The sequence below is a fragment of the Reyranella soli genome, assembly GCF_007992495.1.
In the GTDB taxonomy this organism is placed as follows: domain Bacteria; phylum Pseudomonadota; class Alphaproteobacteria; order Reyranellales; family Reyranellaceae; genus Reyranella; species Reyranella soli.
In genome coordinates, this window is the sequence record NZ_BKAJ01000071.1 from 18,072 (window position 1) to 34,847 (window position 16,776).

Consider the following 16,776-nt stretch of genomic DNA (forward strand, 5'->3'; position numbering starts at 1 on the left):
AAGGCTGCCGTTGACGGCGTTCATCGTCCTGAACAATCGGCGAGGCATTCACGGTCTCGCCGGCGCTTCGCTCCCGGCGGTCGACGCTTGGTGTACTGCCCATTTCGGCCGCGACACGCTGCAGTTCTGCCAGGTGCTGACGGCGCGCTTCAATGCCGGCTTTCTTTCCCTGAGAACGGTATCTGCAGGGCGCCTGTTCGTGCGGGCGAGCGTCTATCAGGCTGGGGTGCGCGTGGCCACGATCGCCCTTCGCTTCGATCCGCCGCAGCGGCGGGCGCATATCAGCTGGCTGGTCGTCACGCCGACCGGCCGCGGCGGCCCGACCAGCCGGCATCTGTTGCAGAACCTCCTTCTGATCGAGCGCGATTGCGGCATCGCCCGCATGACCCTCCAGGCGGGCCTCACCCATGGCGGCTACGTCTGGGCCGTCCACGGCTTCCTGCCCTCGCCGGACACCACCTGGCCAGCCATCGCCGCCCGATTGACGACAAAGTTCGCCGCCATGGCCTCGAGCTTCACGCCGGCCCAGGTGGCCGCGGTCGACGGGCTTCTGCGGTCTCCAGATCGGCGCGCCTTGCGGGCCATTGCAGCGCTCGCCATGCCGTTCGCCGGCACGACGCTCGGCAAGCACCTGCTGATGGGAGAGAGCTGGCCCGGTGAACTTGATCTTTCCGACGTGGCTTCTGCGACTATATATTTGCGGCGAATAGGATTGATCCCATGACCAGGAAGTCGAATCGCACCGCCCTCGCGTTTCGGGTGCCGGCCAATAGCGGACCGAAGCGGCTGGGCGTTCCCTTCACCCATCGCGGCGACAACCGCCGGCTCGTCGCGGTGGAAGAGGTCCTGTTCGCCGAAATGGGCGACCCGGATCTTGCCGGCGCCTTCGCGGGAGCCGAAATCGACCGGCTGGCGGCGATCTTCGGCCTGTCAGCGGAGGAGGTCGCCGAGCTCTACCGGCCTGCCGAGCTCAAGCCGGCCGCAGCAGGCGAACTGCACCGGCGGCGAGCCCGATCGACACGGGCAAGATAAGCGCATTGTCGCCGTCGATCTGGACGGGCTGATCGCGACCTTCGCCGGCGTCGTTCAGCACCGACACTTTCACGGAACGGCCGGTCACCACGCGATAGCCCGCCGTGCGCGGCAAGCGACCCAGCAGCAGCGCCATGCCGTAGCGGAAGGTATGCGAGCGGCCCCAGCGCTCGAACAGGCAGACATGCAGCAGCGGCTCGCCGAGCGCGGCGTTGGGCGCCACGACGTAGGGTCCGGCATAGTGGCGGCTGCGCGTCACGATCACCGACGACGCCTCGTGGCGGACACCGTCGATCTCGACCTGGTAGCGCACCGGCCGATAGCGGCGCGCCTCGACCAGTGAGCGCCAGACATAGGCGGCACGGCCCAGCCGGCGCTTGAGCGGCGCGCTCACGCCCGCCACGACCTTGGCGTCGAAGCCCGCGCCCGCCATCAACGAGAAGCAGCGCGCCCCGGTGCCGTTGGCCGCCTCGCCCGGCTGCATCACAAGCGCGCGGCCCGCCGTCATGGTGCGGGCGACCGCGGCGGCGGAAAAGCCCAGCCCCAGCTCATGCGCCAGCACGTTGGCCGTGCCCAGCGGCACGATGCCCACCGCCGGCGCGTCTTCGCCGCGTCCGGCAAGCCCGTTGACCACCTCGTTGATCGTGCCGTCGCCGCCGGCGACGGCGATCACGCCATAGCGCCTGGCATCACAGGTCGCCGCCAGTCGCCGCGCATCGCCTGCCGCCGTGGTCTCGACGACATCGACCGTCCACCCTTCCGCGCGGACGCGGGCGGCGACGGCATCGACCAGGCCGCGACGACGGCGTCCGGCGGTCGGATTGACGATCAGCAACAGCGCCTTGGCATCGATGGCGTTCATTGAACTGTCACACTCGATTAACAGCCACGCAACCGCCGACATACACAATCCGCTGCGTCACGCGCAATCGTGCCCAACAGATTTTGTGCCGGTCGAGTTTTATCCACATGACCGTGATCGAGCGTCATCAACCTGCCCGCCATCGCGCGATCTTCCTGTCCGATATCCATTTGGGCACGCGTGGTTGCCAAGCCGAGCTGCTGCTCGATTTCCTGAAGAGGAACGAGAGCGAGACTCTGTACCTGGTCGGCGACATTGTCGACGGCTGGCGCCTGAAACGCTGGTGGTACTGGCCGCAGGCGCACAACGACGTGGTGCAGAAGATCATGCGCAAGGCGCGCAAGGGCACCAACGTCATCTACATTCCCGGCAATCACGACGAAGCGGCGCGCCAGTACTGCCAGCTCACCTTCGGCGACGTGAAGGTCGAGGAGGAGGCGATCCACACGCAGCCGGATGGCCGCAAGCTCCTGATCATCCACGGCGATCAGTTCGACGGCATCGTGCGCTATGCGCGCTGGCTCGCCATCCTGGGCGACTGGGCCTACAGCGTGGCGCTGCGCATCAACACCACGTTCAACTGGGCGCGCCGCAAGCTCGGCCTGCCCTACTGGTCGCTGTCGGCGTACCTCAAGCACAGGGTCAAGAACGCGGTCCAGTTCATCGACAACTACGAGCACGCTGTGGCGAGCGAAGCGCGCCGCCGCGGTGTCGACGGCGTGGTGTGCGGCCACATCCACCACGCCGAGATCCGCACCATCGACGGCATCCTCTACTGCAACGACGGCGACTGGGTCGAAAGCTGCACCGCCCTGGTCGAGGACTTCGACGGCCGCCTGCGCATCGTGCGCTGGGCCGAGGAGGTCGCGCGCCGCGACGCCATGCTGCCGCAGCTGGCGCCTGTGCGCCTGGCGGCGGAGTAGCCGGATTGCGCATCGCCATCGTCTCCGACGCCTGGCGGCCGCAGATCAACGGCGTAGTGCGCACCATCGAGACGGTGTCCCAGCTCCTGCGGACCGACGGGCATGAGGTGGAAGTGTTCGGCCCCGACCGCTTCCGCACTCTGCCCTGCCCGAGCTACCCCGAGATCAGGCTATCGCTGTTCCCCAGTGCACGGCTGGCGCACATGCTGAGGCTCTACGCGCCCGACGCCATCCACCTGGTGACCGAGGGACCGCTGGGCTGGGCGGCGCGCAAATTCTGCCTCGCCCGAGACATTCCTTTCACCACCGCCTATCACACGCGCTTTCCGGAATATGTGCAGGCTCGCATCCGCTTGCCGCTATCCTGGAGCTACGCCTTCATGCGCCGCTTCCATGCGCCGTCGGCTGGAGTGCTGGTCGTGGCGCAGTCGATCCGTGACGACCTCACGCAACGCGGCTTCAAGAACCTCGTACCGTGGTCGCGCGGCGTTGACATAGCGGCCTTCCATCCGCGCTCGCGCACCCAGACAGGCGACGCCCGGCCGATCTGGCTCTATGCCGGCCGGGTCGCCATCGAAAAGAACATCAAGGCCTTCCTCGATCTCGACTTGCCGGGCACCAAGTGGGTGGTCGGCGGCGGGCCGCAGCTCGGCGAGCTCAAGCGCCGCTACAAGGATGCGCGCTTCTTCGGCTCGGTCGATACCGACGAGCTATCGTTGCGCTATGCCGAGTCCGACTGCTTCGTCTTCCCCAGCCGCACCGACACGTTCGGCCTGGTCATGGTCGAGGCGCTGGCCTCGGGCATACCGGTTGCGGGCTATCCCGTGCCAGGCCCGCTCGACGTGGTTACCGATCCGAAAGTCGGCGCGCTCGACGAGGATCTGCGCACCGCCTGCCTGGCGGCGATCGACCGCGATCCCGCCGACTGCCGGCGTCACGCCGAGGGCTTCACCTGGGAACGTTGCGCCGCACAATTCCTGGCCGCGCTGCAGCCGATCCCACGCGGCGTCTGGCAACCCTTGAAGCGCCGCGCCTTGCCGGATGCGGCGGCCTCATAAAGGCGGTTGAACTCCTCCAGGCTGCGAACCATCTTGAAGTCAGCCAGTGGAGGTCGCTATGCCAGCCCTCAACCACATCATCATCCCCGCCAAGGACAAGGACGCATCGGCGACCTTCCTCGCCGGGATTCTGGGCGTGCAGCCGCAGCCGCAATGGGGGCCGTTTCGTCCGGTGCAGACCAGCAACGGCGTCACCCTCGACTTCGTCGATTCCAAGGACGTGCGCACCCAGCACTATGCCTTCCTGGTCGACGACCAGGAATTCGACGCTTCGTTCGCGCGCATCCAGAAGGCGGGCGTCGCCTATTTCGCCGACCACGACAAGAGCGGACCCGGCGAGATCAACCATCACTGGGGCGGCCGCGGCGTCTACTTCGAGGATCCCAACGGGCATTTGCTCGAGCTGATCACCAAGCCGTACGGCAACGCGTCGGAGATCCATCCGTAACGCGCTTGATCGCCTCCCCCGTCATACGGGGGAGGCCGGGAGGGGGAAGGCCTCAGCAAGACTTCCGCAAGTTTCAGATCTGAAATTTTCGAGACCGCGTCTGCTGCTCGCCCCCTCCCTACCCTCCCCCGTAAGACGGGGGAGGAAAGAGAAGGGTTACTGAATCTGCATCGTCCGCTGGCCGGCCAGCACGGCCGCGCGACCCGCGTCGAGGCTGGCCTCGCGGATCGAACAGACTGACGAGCCCGGCGGCATCTCGACATCGATGAAGCGCATCTGACCCGGCGCCAGCGTGATCGACGAGGGATTGGCCGAACTGGCCGTGGTGCAGCTCATGGCGTGCCAGCCAGGGGCAAGCTCGACCCTCATCCAGGTCGTTGGCGCCAGGCGACCAATCACCATCGCACCGACCGTCACGTTGATGGGGGGCCCATTGTTCGTGGGATTGTAGAAATACACCGCCGCCATGCCGGCCGGCGGCGGACTGAATTGCTTGCCCGCTGCGTCCTGGGCCGGCGGCGCCATGGAGACCGGCGGCGGCCCGCTGCATCCCGCGACCAGCAACATCGCTGCCCCAACGATGGCGTGACGCATGGTCTCCCTCTCCTCAGCCGTTCGGCGGCTCGCCCGCCTTGATCCAGGCCTGATAGAGCTTCTTGGTGTCGTCGTTGGGCGGATAGGTACCGGTGATCGGGATGCCCTGCGAGACGCGGATGGCGACGAACTTCTCCAGCCGCTCCTGCTCGAAGGAATCGCGCGCCACCTCGTCGGCGAGATGGCGCGGCACGCAGATGGCACCGTCCTCGTCGGCGACGATGACGTCGCCGGGATAGACCGGCACGCCGCGGATGCCGACCGGCGCCTGCACCTCGACGGGATGGAGATGGTTCATGCTGGGCGGCGCGGCGGCGGCCGCGCAATACACCGGGAAATCGTCGATCTTGGAGATCACCGGCGTGTCGCGCATAGCGCCGTCGCTCAGTACGCCCGCCACGCCGCGCACCTTCAACCGGAGCGCCAGGATGTCGCCGATCGTGCCCGAGCGCGTGTTGCCTTCGGTGCCGATCACCAGCACACAGCCGGCCGGCGTCTCCTCGATCGCCTTGCGCTGGGCAGACGGCGGATCCTGGGGTGTCGGCGGCTTGTCGAGATCCTCGCGGCCGGGAATGTAGCGCAGCGTGTAGGCCGGCCCGACCAGCCGCACCGCCTTGGGATTGACCGGACGCACGCCGCTGATCGAGGTGTTGCGAAAGCCACGCTTCAGCATCTGCATCGAGACGGTGGCCGTGCTGGCATACATGAAGTTCTTGATGGTCTCGGCCGACAGCGGCTCGTTGCTCATGGTTCTTCCCCCCCAACATGACTCTCATCCCGAGGGCGAAGCCCGAGGGACCTTTACTGATCCGTAAAGGTCCCTCGCTTCGCTCGGGATGACAACGTTGCCTTCATCAACTCTGGTGCGTCACAACAACGAACCCTGATTGCCGCTGCCGCCATCGCGGCGGCGCGGCGGCGTTGCCGGACGTGGCGCTGGTCCCGCACTATCGGCCACGCGGGCGCCGATCTTGCCGTCGGCGAACTCGATGCTGAGCGTGTCGCCCGCACGCGTGCCGGCAGCGGTCAGCACCGGATGGCCGTCCTGGTCGCGCACCAGCGCGAAGCCGCGCTGCAGCACCGAATGGAAGGAATAGCTCTCCAGCAGCTTGCCGAGCTGCTCGACCTGGCGATGGCCGCGTTCCAGTGTTTCCGTCGCACTGCGACGCAGCCTGTCCGCGTACTGCTCGATGCGGTCTGCGCCGCGCTCCATCTTCTGGCGCGTATCGCTTACATAGCGCTTCATCACGCCTTCCAGCACACGCGCCTCGGCGCTGAGCGCCTGCTGCTTGGCGACCAGCACTGCCACCGGGCTCACCAGCCGGGCCGCCGCCAGGGCATGCGCCCGGCGCTCGACCAGGCCGCGGGTCGCCAGCGCCAGGCGTTCCCCGCTGACGTCGAGCCGCTGCTGGCGCTCCTCGATCAGGCGCAATGGATCGCCCAGGCCGCGCGCCAGGCCGGTCACAGCCAGCGTCGCCTCGCGCAGCACGCGGTTCATGCAGGAGATGGCGCGCTTGCCGAAGTCGAGCGTCTGCGCCACGAGATCCGCCCGTACCGGCACGGCCATCTCGGCCGCCGCCGTCGGCGTCGGCGCGCGACGGTCGGACGCGAAATCGATCAGCGTCGTGTCGGTCTCATGCCCGACCGCCGAGATCAGCGGGATGGTCGAGGCCGCCGCGGCGCGCACCACGATCTCCTCGTTGAAGGCCCACAGGTCTTCCAGGCTGCCGCCGCCGCGCGCCACGATCAGCACGTCGGGCCGCGGCACCGGTCCGCCTTCGGGCAGGCGGTTGAAGCCCGCGATGGCCTTGGCGACCTCGCCCGCCGCCTTCTCGCCCTGCACCGCCACCGGCCAGACCAGCACGTGGCGCGGGAAGCGGTCGGAAATCCGATGCAGGATGTCGCGGATCACCGCGCCGGACGGCGAGGTCACGACACCCACGACCTCGGGCAGGAACGGCAACGCTCGCTTGGCGCTGGCGTCGAACAACCCTTCGGCCGCGAGCTTCTTGCGCCGGTCCTCCAGAAGCTTCAGCAGCGCGCCTTCGCCCGCGAGTTCCAGGCGGTCGACGATGATCTGGTAGCGCGACGAGCCGGCATAGGTCGTGAGCCTGCCGGTGGCGATGACCTCCAGCCCCTCCTCGATGCGGATGCCGAGCCGCGGGATCGTGCCCTTCCAGCACACGCCGTCGATCACGGCGTTCTCGTCCTTCAGCCGGAAATAGCAGTGGCCCGAGCGCGGGAACGACGGCTGGCTGATCTCGCCGCGCACGCGCACGCGCGGAAACGCCGTCTCGATCTCCCGCTTCAGGGCAAACGAAAGCTCGGAAACGGTGAATTCCGGGACGTTGCTGGTGACTTGCTCAGGCGCCGTCGATTCCATGGCCAGACGCTACACCCGTGCATCAATGCGGGCGAGAGGGCCGGTCCAGGAGAGCAGTCGCGCGTCAGAGGTGACTAGTACGGCTCGCATCTTCAGCGCCGTGGCCACAATGAAACGGTCGGCCGGATCAGGATGAAGATCGGCGAGCGCAACCGACTCAATTGCGATCTCCCCATCCAGTGGAATCTCCTCGATACCGAGCTGAAGGGCGTCGATGCGCCACCGATCAACGGACTTCGTCAGAGCAACACGGTTCTTGGCGACCAGTATGGCGACTTCCCAAACGGACGCCGACGAAATCATGACGCGACTCGTACGCAACGCTTCGTCGATCTGCTCGACCGCCCGCGTCCCTATCCGGGCATTGCGTTCGAGTAGCCAAATGAGCGCGTTCGTGTCGAGGACTACGCTCATTCCTTGAGGGCTTCCCACTCGACGTCGAGCGGTTCGTCCAGATCACCCAGGACCTTTATGGACCCCTTCATGGCGCCAAGCAGCGTTGCCGGCTTTTGAACGAAAGGCACGATCTCGGCGATCGGCTTGCCATTCTTGGTCACGATTACCCGCTCATGCTTGGAGGCGACGTCGTCCAGCACGCCCAAAAACTTCGCTTTGCACTCCGAGGCTTTCATGGTTTTTGTCATCTCAGAACCCGCGATGTGACCATGGTCATGACTATTGGTCATATTGGCAGACCAGGGCGTGATTTCAAGGGGTTGTCGATATGCGGATTCTGGTCGTAGGCGGCGGTGGCCGCGAACATTCGCTCTGCTGGGCCATCTCCGCTTCGCCCCTGTGTACAAAGCTCTACTGCGCGCCCGGCAATGCCGGCATCGCGCAGGTAGCTGAATGCATCGACGTAGCCGCGGAGGACATCGCAGGCCAGGTGGCTCTGGCCAGACGGGAAAAGATCGATTTCGTCGTTGTCGGGCCCGAGGTGCCGCTGGCGATGGGTCTGGCGGATCGGCTGGCCGAGGCCGGCCTGAAAGTGTTCGGCCCGTCGCAGAAGGCGGCCCAGCTCGAAAGCTCCAAGGGTTTCACCAAGGAGCTGTGCAAGCGCCACAACATCCCGACCGGCGCCTACGAACGCTTCACCGACGCCGACAAGGCCGCGGCCTACATCAGGGCGCAGGGCGCGCCGATCGTGGTCAAGGCTGATGGGCTCGCCGCCGGCAAGGGCGTCGTCGTGGCCGAGACGGTCGAGCAGGCGATCGAGGCGGCACGCGACATGCTGTCGGGCAACCGCTTCGGCGCGGCCGGCGCCTCGGTGGTGATCGAAGAATTTCTGGTCGGCGAGGAGATGAGCTTCTTTGCCCTCAGCGACGGCGAGCATGTCCTGCCGCTGATCGGCGCCCAGGACCACAAGCGCGCCTTCGACAACGACAAGGGCCCCAACACCGGCGGCATGGGCGCCTATTCGCCGGCGCCGATCTTCGACGCGGCCATGCAGAAACGCGTCATGGACGAGATCATCCTGCCCACGGCGCGCGCCATGGCCGCCGACGGCATGCCATTCAAGGGCGTGTTCTATGCCGGGCTGATGATCACGGCCCAGGGGCCGAAGATCTTCGAGTACAACTGCCGCTTCGGCGATCCCGAGTGCCAGGTGCTGATGATGCGGCTGAAGTCCGACATCCTGCCGGCCCTGATCGCCTGCGCCGACGGCAGCCTGAAGCATTTCGACCTGCGCTGGTCATCGGAATCGGCGCTGACTGTGGTCATGGCCGCCAAGGGCTATCCCGATGCCTACCAGAAAGGCACCGAGATCCGCGGACTCGACGCCGCATCAAAGGTAGAGGGCGTGCAGATTTTCCATGCCGGCACGAAATTCGGAACAATGGGCCCCGACGGCAAGCGCGTGCTGGCCAACGGCGGCCGCGTGCTGAACGTCACGGCCATGGCGCCCACCGTCGCGGAAGCCCGCAACCGCGCCTACCGCGCCGTCGACCTCATAGACTGGCCGGAAGGGTTCTGCCGGCGGGATATCGCATGGCGGGTCGTCGGTTCGCACCGGTGACAGGCCGCTCGCTCAGGGGCTAGGGTCGATCCATGCCCGATTCACCAGACCTCTCGCAGCGCCTGCTGGCGCAGCTTCGCTTCCCCTGCGGCGACGTGCCGGATCCCGGCACCATCAAGAACGTCGCGCCCGGCATCTACTGGCTGCGCATGCCGCTGCCCTTCCAGCTCAACCACATCAACCTGTGGCTGGTCGAGGAGGAGGATGGCTGGACCATCGTCGATACCGGCATCAACACGCCCGAGACGCGCGAACTGTGGGAGAAGATCTTCGCCGAGAAGCTTTCAGGCAAGCCGGTGAAGCGGGTCATCGCGACCCACCTGCATCCCGACCATGTCGGCTTGGCCGGCTGGCTGTGCGGCCGCTGGGGCGCGCCGCTCTGGATGACGCTTGGCGAGTACATGAGCGCCATCGCCGCCCGGAACGACTTCATCGAGAACGAGGATCTGCGCGCTGCCCATCTGGCGCGCAACGGCGTGCCGGCCGATAGCATCCCCCTGTTCCATCGTCACAAGGGCGGCTACGCCAAGGGCGTGGGGCCATTGCCGCCGACCTTCCAGCGCCTGATCCATGCCCATCCCATCACGCTGGGCGGCCATCGCTGGGACGTCATCGTCGGCCGCGGACATGCGCCGGAGCACGCGTCGCTGTGGTGCCCCGAGCTCAACGTGCTGATCGCGGGCGACCAGGTGCTGCCCAAGATCAGCACCAATGTCGGCGTGTGGCCCAACGAGCCTGAAGCCGATTCACTCACCTGGTTCCTCGACGGCTTCTCGCGCTTCCGCCGGTTGCCCGCCAACGCGCTGGTGCTGCCGAGCCACGGCTTCCCCTTCGTCGGCCTGCACACCCGGCTCGACCAGCTCGTCGCCCATCACGACGCGCGGCTGAACGACATGACCGCCGCCATCGCCCATCGCGGCGCCGAAGGCTCCACCGGTTGGGACATGGTGCCGGTTCTCTTCCCGCGCCATCTCGACAACAACCAAATCGTCTTCGCCTTCGGCGAGACCTTGGCGCATCTGCACTGCCTGGAGACGCGCGCCCGCGTGAAGCGTGTCGTCGTCGACGGTGTGTCCCGCTTCGTCGCCCTGGTCGATCCTCACGCCCAGCCGCCGGCAGACGATTCGGACGCCGACGTCATGGATGTCGGAACGGCTTAGTCCTCGAAAGTCGCGAACTCGACGCAGACGCGCTGTCATCCCGAGCGAAGCGAGGGACCTTTCCTGTCGCCTCAAAGGCCCCTCGCTGCGCTCGGGGTGACAGCTACTCGCGCGCCCAGCGATAGCGGACGTCGGGCGTCTTCGGCGAGCATGGGTGTTGGCCTGGAAGCACCAGAGCTCCAGTGCCGCCGCGCCCGAGCGCTTGGCGGCCTCGATCAACAGGCTGCCGGCGCCCGCGCCGATGAAGTCCGGATGGGTGTAGAGCATGCCAACCTCCTCCCCTTGCTGGGCCAGGAACGCGACGATGCCTGTTTCTCCTTCGGCGACCGTGACGGCACATTCCTTCAGGATCACGTTCTCGACGAACCAGCGATCCTCTTCTTCGGTGTGGAGCATGGGCAGGAAGCTGAGCAGCCGATAGGAGGGCGAGAGCACCCGGGCGATCGCCGCAGCGTCTTCGGCCCGCGCCGGGCGGGTTGAGAATTTCGCCATCGCGTCATATTGAACCCGCCTCAGATGCGCGTCGACCTCTTCGACTTCGACCTCCCGGACGAGCTCATAGCCCAGCGGCCCATCCAGCCGCGCGACGCTGCACGCCTGCTCGACGTCGCGCCCGACGGACTGCACGACCGCACGGTGCGCGACCTGCCGTCCCTGCTGCGCCAAGGCGACCTGCTGGTCTTCAACGATACCAAGGTGATCCCGGCCCGGCTCAGGGGCGTGCGCGGCGGCACCGCCGGCCGGCAGGACGTCGCCGTCGAGGCGCTGCTGATCCGCGACCTCGGCGCCGGCCGTTGGCTCTCCTTTGCCCGGCCAACCAAACGCCTGCGGCTGGGCGATCGCATTGGCTTCACGGATTTTGGCGCGACGGTGGAGACCAAGAACGACGACGGCTCGCTGGTCCTCGCCTTCGACACGACGGGCCCGCGCTTTCTCGCGGCCCTCGAGCACAGCGGTGCGGTGCCCCTGCCGCCTTATATCCGCAGCGGCGTAGCCGATGCGCAGGACCGCGCCGATTACCAGACCATGTTCGCCCGCTTCGACGGCTCGGTCGCGGCGCCGACGGCGGGCCTGCACTTCACGCCCGAGCTGATGGCCTCGCTTGCCGACGCCGGTATCGCCACGGCGAGCGTGACCCTGCATGTCGGCGCCGGCACCTTCCAGCCGGTACGCGTGGACGATACCGACGCGCACACCATGCACGCCGAATGGGGCGAGGTGCCGGCCATCACCGCCCAGGCCATCGCCGAGACGCGCGCCCGCGGCGGACGCGTCGTTTCGATCGGAACGACGGCGCTGCGGCTCCTGGAAACGGTGGCGCGCGATCATGACGGCGCCGTCGCCGCCTGGATCGGCGAGACCGACATCTTCATCACGCCGGGCTTTCGTTTCCGCGCCGTCGACCTGCTGCTGACCAACTTTCATTTGCCGCGTTCGACGCTTTTCATGCTGGTCTCGGCTTTCGCCGGCCTGGAGCGCATGAAGGCCGCTTATGCGCATGCCGTGCGCGAGCGATACCGCTTCTATTCCTACGGCGATTGTTGTTTGTTGCGGCGATGAGTCTTTCCTTCGAATTGCTGGGCACCGACGGCGCGGCGCGACGCGGCCGCATCGGCACGGCGCACGGCACCGTCGAGACGCCGGCCTTCATGCCGCTCGGCACCGGCGGCACCGTCAAGGCGATGCTGCCGCAGTCGGTCGCCGAGACCGGCGCGGAGATCGTGCTGGGCAACACCTTCCACCTGATGCTGCGGCCGGGCGCGGAGCGCGTCGCGGCGCAGGGCGGCCTGCACAAGTTCATGAACTGGCCGCGGCCCATACTGACCGATTCGGGTGGCTTCCAGGTGATGTCGCTGAAGGACCTGCGCAAGCTCGATCCCGACGGCGTCACCTTCCGCTCGCCGTTCGACGGCTCGCAGCATCGGCTGACGCCCGAGCGCTCGATCAAGATCCAGCACCTGCTCGACACCAACATCACCATGTCGTTCGACGAATGCACGAGTTGGCCGGTTGCCGAGGACGCCGCCGCCTTCTCCATGCGACTGTCGATGAAATGGGCCGAGCGCGGCCGGCGCGCCTTCGTCGACCGGCCGGGCTACGGCCTGTTCGGCATCGTGCAGGGCAGCGTCTTTCCCGATCTGCGGGCCGAAAGCGTCAAGGCCCTGATCGACATCGGCTTCGACGGCTATGCCGTGGGTGGCCTGGCCGTCGGCGAGGGCCAGCAGGCGATGTTCGGTGTTCTTGATGTGACAACGCCGATGCTGCCCGACGACCGGCCGCGCTACCTGATGGGCGTGGGGCGGCCAGCTGATATCGTCGGCGCCGTGAAACGCGGCATCGACATGTTCGACTGCGTGCTGCCGACGCGCGGCGGCCGCACGGCTCAGGCTTTTACGCGCCGCGGCGAGCTCAATCTGCGCAACGCCCGCCATCGCGACGATCATCGGCCTATCGACGAGCAGTGTGCCTGTCCCGCCTGCCGGCATCACAGCCGCGCCTATCTGCATCACCTGATCCGCGTCGAGGAGATCCTTGGGGCGATGCTTTTGACGTGGCACAATCTGCAATATTACCAGGACATCATGCGCGGCCTCAGGGACGCCATCGAAGGCGGCTCGCTCGACAGCTGGGCTGCCGCCTTCGAGGAGGAACAGGGCCGCGGAGACATACCGCCATTGTGACGGAGCGTGCGTAATGCCGAACGAGGCGCTGATCGTGGTCGACGTGCAGAACGATTTCTGCGAGGGCGGCGCTCTCGCCGTCCCGGGGGCGCGCGCGATCGTGCCGCTGGTCAACCGCCTGATCGGCCGCCACGACCATGTCGTTCTGACGCAGGACTGGCATCCGCCGGGCCACGCCTCGTTCGCCAGCGCCTGGCGCGATGCCGAGCCCTTCACCACAACGCAGTTCCCTTACGGCCAGCAGACGCTGTGGCCGGACCATTGCGTGCAGGGCACATCGGGTGCGGAATTCCATGCTGAGCTCGAGATCACCAAGGCGCAGATGATCGTGCGCAAGGGCTTCCATGCAGGCATCGATTCGTACTCGGCATTCCGCGAGAACGACCGCATGACGCGCACCGGATTGGACGGCTACCTGAAGGCACGCGGCTTCACGCGGCTGATCTTCTGCGGCTTGGCGCTCGACTACTGTGTCGCCTGGTCGGCGATCGATGCGCGACAGGCCGGCTTCGACGTCGCCGTGGTCCAGGAAGCGACCGCCGCCATCGACCTCGACGGCAGCAAGAAGCGCATGCTGACCGAGATGCGCCAAGCCGGGATCAATTTGAACGCGACGGCGTAGCCCCTCATCCACCTCCTCTGTCATACGGGGGAGGCCGGGAGGGGGAAGGCGTCAGTACCGCCTCCTCCAATTTCAGATCTGAAATCTGATAGGCCGCCACTGCGGCTCGCCCCCTCCCTACCCTCCCCCGTATGACGGGGGAGGAGGATGAGGAGACTACTGCTTCACCAGCTCCACCCGCCGGTTCTTCGCCTGGCCGTCCTCGCTGTCGTTGGGCGCCAGGGGACTGAGCGGGCCGACGCCTTTGGCGACCATGCGGTCGGCGGCGATGCCGTACTTGGCGGCCAGCGCCTTGGCGACGGCCTCGGCGCGGCGCTGCGACAGGTCGGTGTTGTAGGCCAAGGTGCCCTTGTTGTCGGTGTGGCCGACGATGAAGACTTTCAGCCCAGGCGTGGACTTCAGCAGGGTCGCCATCTCCGCGAGCTACTTGTCGGATTCGGGCTTGATGTCGGCCTTGTCGAAATCGAAGTAGATGCCGTAGATCGCGACACGCCCGTCCTTGCCCAGCGCGCCACCGATCTGATCGGCCGAGACGAAGGCCAGGTTCTGCTGCATGGCCTTGGTCTCGAGCACCTCGACGATGGCCAGCACGCGGCCCTTCAGCGCCGCCGAGATATTGCCCATCGAGCCGCCCGTCTGGGTCGCGACATAGATCGAGACATAGACGTCGCCGCCGCTTTCACGCTTCCACTCGCCGACCCACAGCCGCTGGTCGGCCGCCGGATCGACATACTCCAGGGCATTGGACGTGAGATCACGGCGCTCGCGGTTATACGCGGCACCTTCCGGCTTCAGCGCCCGGGCCACGGCATAGAGCTTGTGGAACTCCTCGCCGCACTCGGCCTTGCTGCACTGGAACAGGGTCTTGGCGCCCTTGGCCTCGAGCTCGCCGGTGTAGTTGCGCAGGACTTCGAGCGTCGAGCGCCCCTCGGGGATCACATAGACGGTGCGCGTCAGCCGTCCCTCGACGACCTGCGTCTTCTCGTAACGCAGCTTCTTGTCGGGCTCTTGGTAGTAGGACGCGCCGATCGCCTTGCCGAGCGGCAGGGTGAGCTCGTCGAAGTCCTTGCGCGTCTGCGCCAGGACGAACGAGCCGGCGTAGCGCGGCACGACCTGGTCGCCCGAGCCCGGCGCGTTCGAGCCGAGCTCCTTGGTGAAGCGCGGCTCGACCTGAGCGTATCCCGTTAAGGGGGCGGTAGCTGCGAGAAGGGCGACGACGGCGGCGAGAAGCGCCCGCCGCATCAGACGCGCTCGATGGCGAGTGCGATGCCCTGGCCGACGCCGATGCACATGGTGCAGAGCGCACGCCGGCCGCCGGTGACCTCGAGCTGGTTCAGCGCCGTGATCATCAGCCGGCCGCCCGAGGCGCCCAGCGGATGGCCGAGCGCGATGGCGCCGCCATTGGGGTTCACGTTCTCAGCGTCGTCCGACAGGCCGAGCTGGCGCAGCACGGCCAGCGCCTGGGCGGCGAACGCCTCATTGAGCTCGACCACGTCGAAGTCGCGGATGGTCATGCCGAGCTTGGCGAGAAGCTTCTGCGTCGCCGGCACCGGGCCGATGCCCATGACGCGCGGCGGCACGCCGGCCGATACTGCGGCGAGGATGCGCGCCCGCGGCGTGAGGCCGTTGGCCTTGGCGGCCGCTTCCGAGGCCACGATCATGGCGCAGGCGCCGTCGTTGATGCCCGACGAGTTGCCCGCCGTCACCGAGCCACCGTCGCGGAATGCCGCCGGCAGCTTGGACAGTGTCTCCATCGTGGTGTCGCCGCGCGGATGCTCGTCCTTGTCGACGATGATCTCGGTCTTACCCTTCTTGACGCAGACCTTGATGATCTCCTTGTCGAAGAAGCCGCGATCCTGCGCGGCCTTGCAGCGGCGCTGGCTGCGATAGGCGAAGGCGTCCTGGTCGGTGCGGCTGATCTGGTGCTCACCGGCGACGTTCTCGGCGGTCTGGCCCATCGGGTCGACGCCGTAGACGGCCTTCATGCGCGGATTGATGAAGCGCCAACCCAGCACCGTGTCTTCGAGCTTCATGCCGCGGTCGAACGCACCCTCGGACTTGCCCATGACATAGGGCGAGCGCGTCATGCCCTCGACGCCGCCCGCGATCATCATGTCGGCCTCGCCGAGCTTGACGGCGCGGGCCGCGTGGCCCGCCGCCTCCAGCCCCGAGCCGCACAGGCGGTTGACCGTGGCGCCCGCCACCTCGACCGGCAGGCCGGCCAGCAGGCCGGCCATGCGGGCGACATTGCGATTGTCCTCGCCCGCCTGGTTGACGCAGCCATAGATCACGTCGTCGACCGAACCCCAGTCGACATTGGCGTTGCGTTGCATCAGCGCCTTGATCGGATGGGCCGCGAGATCGTCGACGCGCATGGCGGCGAGGCCACCGTTGTAGCGTCCGACGGGGGTGCGAATGGCGTCGCAGATGAAGGCTTCGGTCATCCTGGGTACTCCCACACTTTGCGTCTGCCCGGTTAGCACTGCGCCCCCCGCCTCGCCAGTGCCTTGCCGGTCGGGGCATTGCAGGGCAGCCCGCGCTGCCGCACGCGGCTCGGCAAGCTTTTCCCTCGACGGTTGCGAAAATCGAGTAAATTCCTAGGGGCGGAACCGCCGTGGGGGAGGCTTGGCTGCTCACCCTATGAGACCGCCGAACCTTGGCGGGCATTCCCACAGGAAGCGCCGGATGCCGATTGTCCCCAAAAGAAGCCGGCCAAAGCGCGACAGCTCGGCCTAGTGGTAGCCGGCATCATGGGCAGCCAACGCTTCTAGTTCGACCTCTGGGCGATGCGGTCGACACGACGGCGCGCATCGCCTCGGTCTGCCACGAGTGCCGCGGCCGCAGTCGCGGCCCGATCGCGCTCAACGGCAAGGGCAATGTCGAGCTGATCGAGGTCGTGTCGGCCTGACGCCTTCCTCGAGACAACTCATGTTCCTCTCCCCCGTTAGGGCAGGGCAATCGCATGTGGCGTTTTCGGATTCCGATCGTGCACCAAG

21 protein-coding genes are annotated in these 16,776 nt (G+C 66.9%); 12 read left to right on the top strand and 9 right to left on the bottom strand.

Features of this window, described 5'->3' with window-relative positions; translation table 11 throughout:
* Nucleotides 1-10 precede the first annotated feature (10 nt).
* A complete protein-coding gene (locus RSO01_RS19925; RefSeq protein WP_147151129.1) occupies nt 11-724 on the top strand; it encodes a hypothetical protein in 714 nt (237 codons plus the stop codon).
* Nucleotides 721-1,032: a hypothetical protein gene (locus RSO01_RS19930; protein ID WP_147151131.1), complete on the top strand. Its 312-nt coding sequence runs from the start codon at nt 721-723 to the stop codon at nt 1,030-1,032. Before RSO01_RS19925 ends, RSO01_RS19930 begins: the two co-directional genes overlap by 4 nt.
* Here the strand turns inward: RSO01_RS19930 and RSO01_RS19935 are convergent.
* Nucleotides 971-1,894 carry a diacylglycerol/lipid kinase family protein gene (locus RSO01_RS19935; RefSeq protein ID WP_170303206.1) on the bottom strand — a complete coding sequence of 308 codons (924 nt, stop codon included), beginning with the start codon at nt 1,892-1,894 and terminating at the stop codon, nt 971-973. The two genes, RSO01_RS19930 and RSO01_RS19935, sit on opposite strands and share 62 nt — an antisense overlap.
* A gap of 107 nt (nt 1,895-2,001) precedes the next feature.
* Between RSO01_RS19935 and RSO01_RS19940 the strand changes: the two genes are divergently transcribed.
* From RSO01_RS19940 to RSO01_RS19950, 3 genes are read left to right on the top strand one after another with little or no spacing between them, the layout of a single operon-like run.
* Entirely contained in the window at nt 2,002-2,817 is an 816-nt protein-coding gene (locus tag RSO01_RS19940) for a UDP-2,3-diacylglucosamine diphosphatase (protein ID WP_147151134.1), read from the top strand.
* Between the two features lie 5 nt (nt 2,818-2,822).
* Nucleotides 2,823-3,875, top strand: coding sequence for a glycosyltransferase family 4 protein (locus RSO01_RS19945; protein WP_147151136.1), 1,053 nt, complete (start codon nt 2,823-2,825; stop codon nt 3,873-3,875).
* A gap of 58 nt (nt 3,876-3,933) precedes the next feature.
* Nucleotides 3,934-4,323 (top strand): VOC family protein, encoded by a 390-nt coding sequence (locus RSO01_RS19950; protein WP_147151139.1) that lies wholly within the window; start codon nt 3,934-3,936, stop codon nt 4,321-4,323.
* A 156-nt stretch (nt 4,324-4,479) separates the two neighbouring features.
* Here the strand turns inward: RSO01_RS19950 and RSO01_RS19955 are convergent, their stop codons facing one another.
* From RSO01_RS19955 to RSO01_RS19975, 5 genes are all read right to left on the bottom strand, one after another.
* Nucleotides 4,480-4,917: a DUF2846 domain-containing protein gene (locus tag RSO01_RS19955; RefSeq protein ID WP_147151141.1), complete on the bottom strand. Its 438-nt coding sequence runs from the start codon at nt 4,915-4,917 to the stop codon at nt 4,480-4,482.
* Nucleotides 4,918-4,930: 13 nt separating this feature from the next.
* Nucleotides 4,931-5,665, bottom strand: coding sequence for a ribonuclease activity regulator RraA (locus tag RSO01_RS19960; RefSeq protein WP_147151143.1), 735 nt, complete (start codon nt 5,663-5,665; stop codon nt 4,931-4,933).
* Nucleotides 5,666-5,785: 120 nt separating this feature from the next.
* The gene (xseA, locus tag RSO01_RS19965) at nt 5,786-7,300 is read right to left on the bottom strand and encodes an exodeoxyribonuclease VII large subunit (protein ID WP_147151145.1); all 1,515 of its coding nucleotides are present in this window, start codon (nt 7,298-7,300) and stop codon (nt 5,786-5,788) included.
* A gap of 9 nt (nt 7,301-7,309) precedes the next feature.
* Nucleotides 7,310-7,714: a type II toxin-antitoxin system VapC family toxin gene (locus tag RSO01_RS19970; protein ID WP_147151147.1), complete on the bottom strand. Its 405-nt coding sequence runs from the start codon at nt 7,712-7,714 to the stop codon at nt 7,310-7,312.
* Nucleotides 7,711-7,932: a type II toxin-antitoxin system Phd/YefM family antitoxin gene (locus RSO01_RS19975; protein ID WP_170303207.1), complete on the bottom strand. Its 222-nt coding sequence runs from the start codon at nt 7,930-7,932 to the stop codon at nt 7,711-7,713. The genes RSO01_RS19970 and RSO01_RS19975 overlap by 4 nt, the downstream gene beginning before the upstream one ends.
* A 92-nt stretch (nt 7,933-8,024) precedes the next feature.
* On the opposite strand from RSO01_RS19975, the gene purD reads away from it, so the two are divergent.
* The 6 genes from purD to pncA all read left to right on the top strand — a co-directional run bounded on the left by purD (nt 8,025) and on the right by pncA (nt 13,780).
* Nucleotides 8,025-9,317 (top strand): phosphoribosylamine--glycine ligase, encoded by a 1,293-nt coding sequence (gene purD, locus RSO01_RS19980; RefSeq protein ID WP_147151151.1) that lies wholly within the window; start codon nt 8,025-8,027, stop codon nt 9,315-9,317.
* A 32-nt stretch (nt 9,318-9,349) separates the two neighbouring features.
* A complete protein-coding gene (locus RSO01_RS19985; RefSeq protein WP_147151153.1) occupies nt 9,350-10,477 on the top strand; it encodes an MBL fold metallo-hydrolase in 1,128 nt (375 codons plus the stop codon).
* Nucleotides 10,478-10,627: 150 nt separating this feature from the next.
* Complete coding sequence (locus RSO01_RS19990) at nt 10,628-10,957, top strand: hypothetical protein (protein WP_147151155.1); 330 nt, start codon at nt 10,628-10,630, stop codon at nt 10,955-10,957.
* Between the two features lie 36 nt (nt 10,958-10,993).
* A complete protein-coding gene (gene queA / locus RSO01_RS19995) occupies nt 10,994-12,037 on the top strand; it encodes a tRNA preQ1(34) S-adenosylmethionine ribosyltransferase-isomerase QueA (RefSeq protein WP_147151157.1) in 1,044 nt (347 codons plus the stop codon).
* Nucleotides 12,034-13,158 (top strand): tRNA guanosine(34) transglycosylase Tgt, encoded by a 1,125-nt coding sequence (tgt, locus tag RSO01_RS20000; protein WP_147151160.1) that lies wholly within the window; start codon nt 12,034-12,036, stop codon nt 13,156-13,158. Before queA ends, tgt begins: the two co-directional genes overlap by 4 nt.
* Nucleotides 13,159-13,171: 13 nt before the next feature.
* Nucleotides 13,172-13,780, top strand: a complete 609-nt coding sequence (gene pncA / locus RSO01_RS20005) for a bifunctional nicotinamidase/pyrazinamidase (RefSeq protein WP_147151162.1) — start codon at nt 13,172-13,174, stop codon at nt 13,778-13,780.
* A 156-nt stretch (nt 13,781-13,936) separates the two neighbouring features.
* On the opposite strand, the gene RSO01_RS20010 is transcribed toward pncA, so the two are convergent.
* From RSO01_RS20010 to pcaF, 3 genes are read right to left on the bottom strand one after another with little or no spacing between them, the layout of a single operon-like run.
* On the bottom strand, nt 13,937-14,194 hold the full coding sequence (locus RSO01_RS20010) for an OmpA family protein (protein WP_147151164.1): 258 nt from the start codon (nt 14,192-14,194) through the stop codon (nt 13,937-13,939).
* Nucleotides 14,195-14,203: 9 nt separating this feature from the next.
* The gene (locus RSO01_RS20015; RefSeq protein WP_147151165.1) at nt 14,204-15,022 is read right to left on the bottom strand and encodes a DUF4892 domain-containing protein; all 819 of its coding nucleotides are present in this window, start codon (nt 15,020-15,022) and stop codon (nt 14,204-14,206) included.
* Nucleotides 15,022-16,224, bottom strand: coding sequence for a 3-oxoadipyl-CoA thiolase (pcaF, locus tag RSO01_RS20020; protein ID WP_147151166.1), 1,203 nt, complete (start codon nt 16,222-16,224; stop codon nt 15,022-15,024). The genes RSO01_RS20015 and pcaF overlap by 1 nt, the downstream gene beginning before the upstream one ends.
* A 248-nt stretch (nt 16,225-16,472) precedes the next feature.
* Here pcaF and RSO01_RS20025 point away from each other — a divergent pair, with 248 nt between their 5' ends.
* Complete coding sequence (locus tag RSO01_RS20025) at nt 16,473-16,688, top strand: hypothetical protein (RefSeq protein ID WP_147151168.1); 216 nt, start codon at nt 16,473-16,475, stop codon at nt 16,686-16,688.
* Nucleotides 16,689-16,776 lie beyond the last annotated feature (88 nt).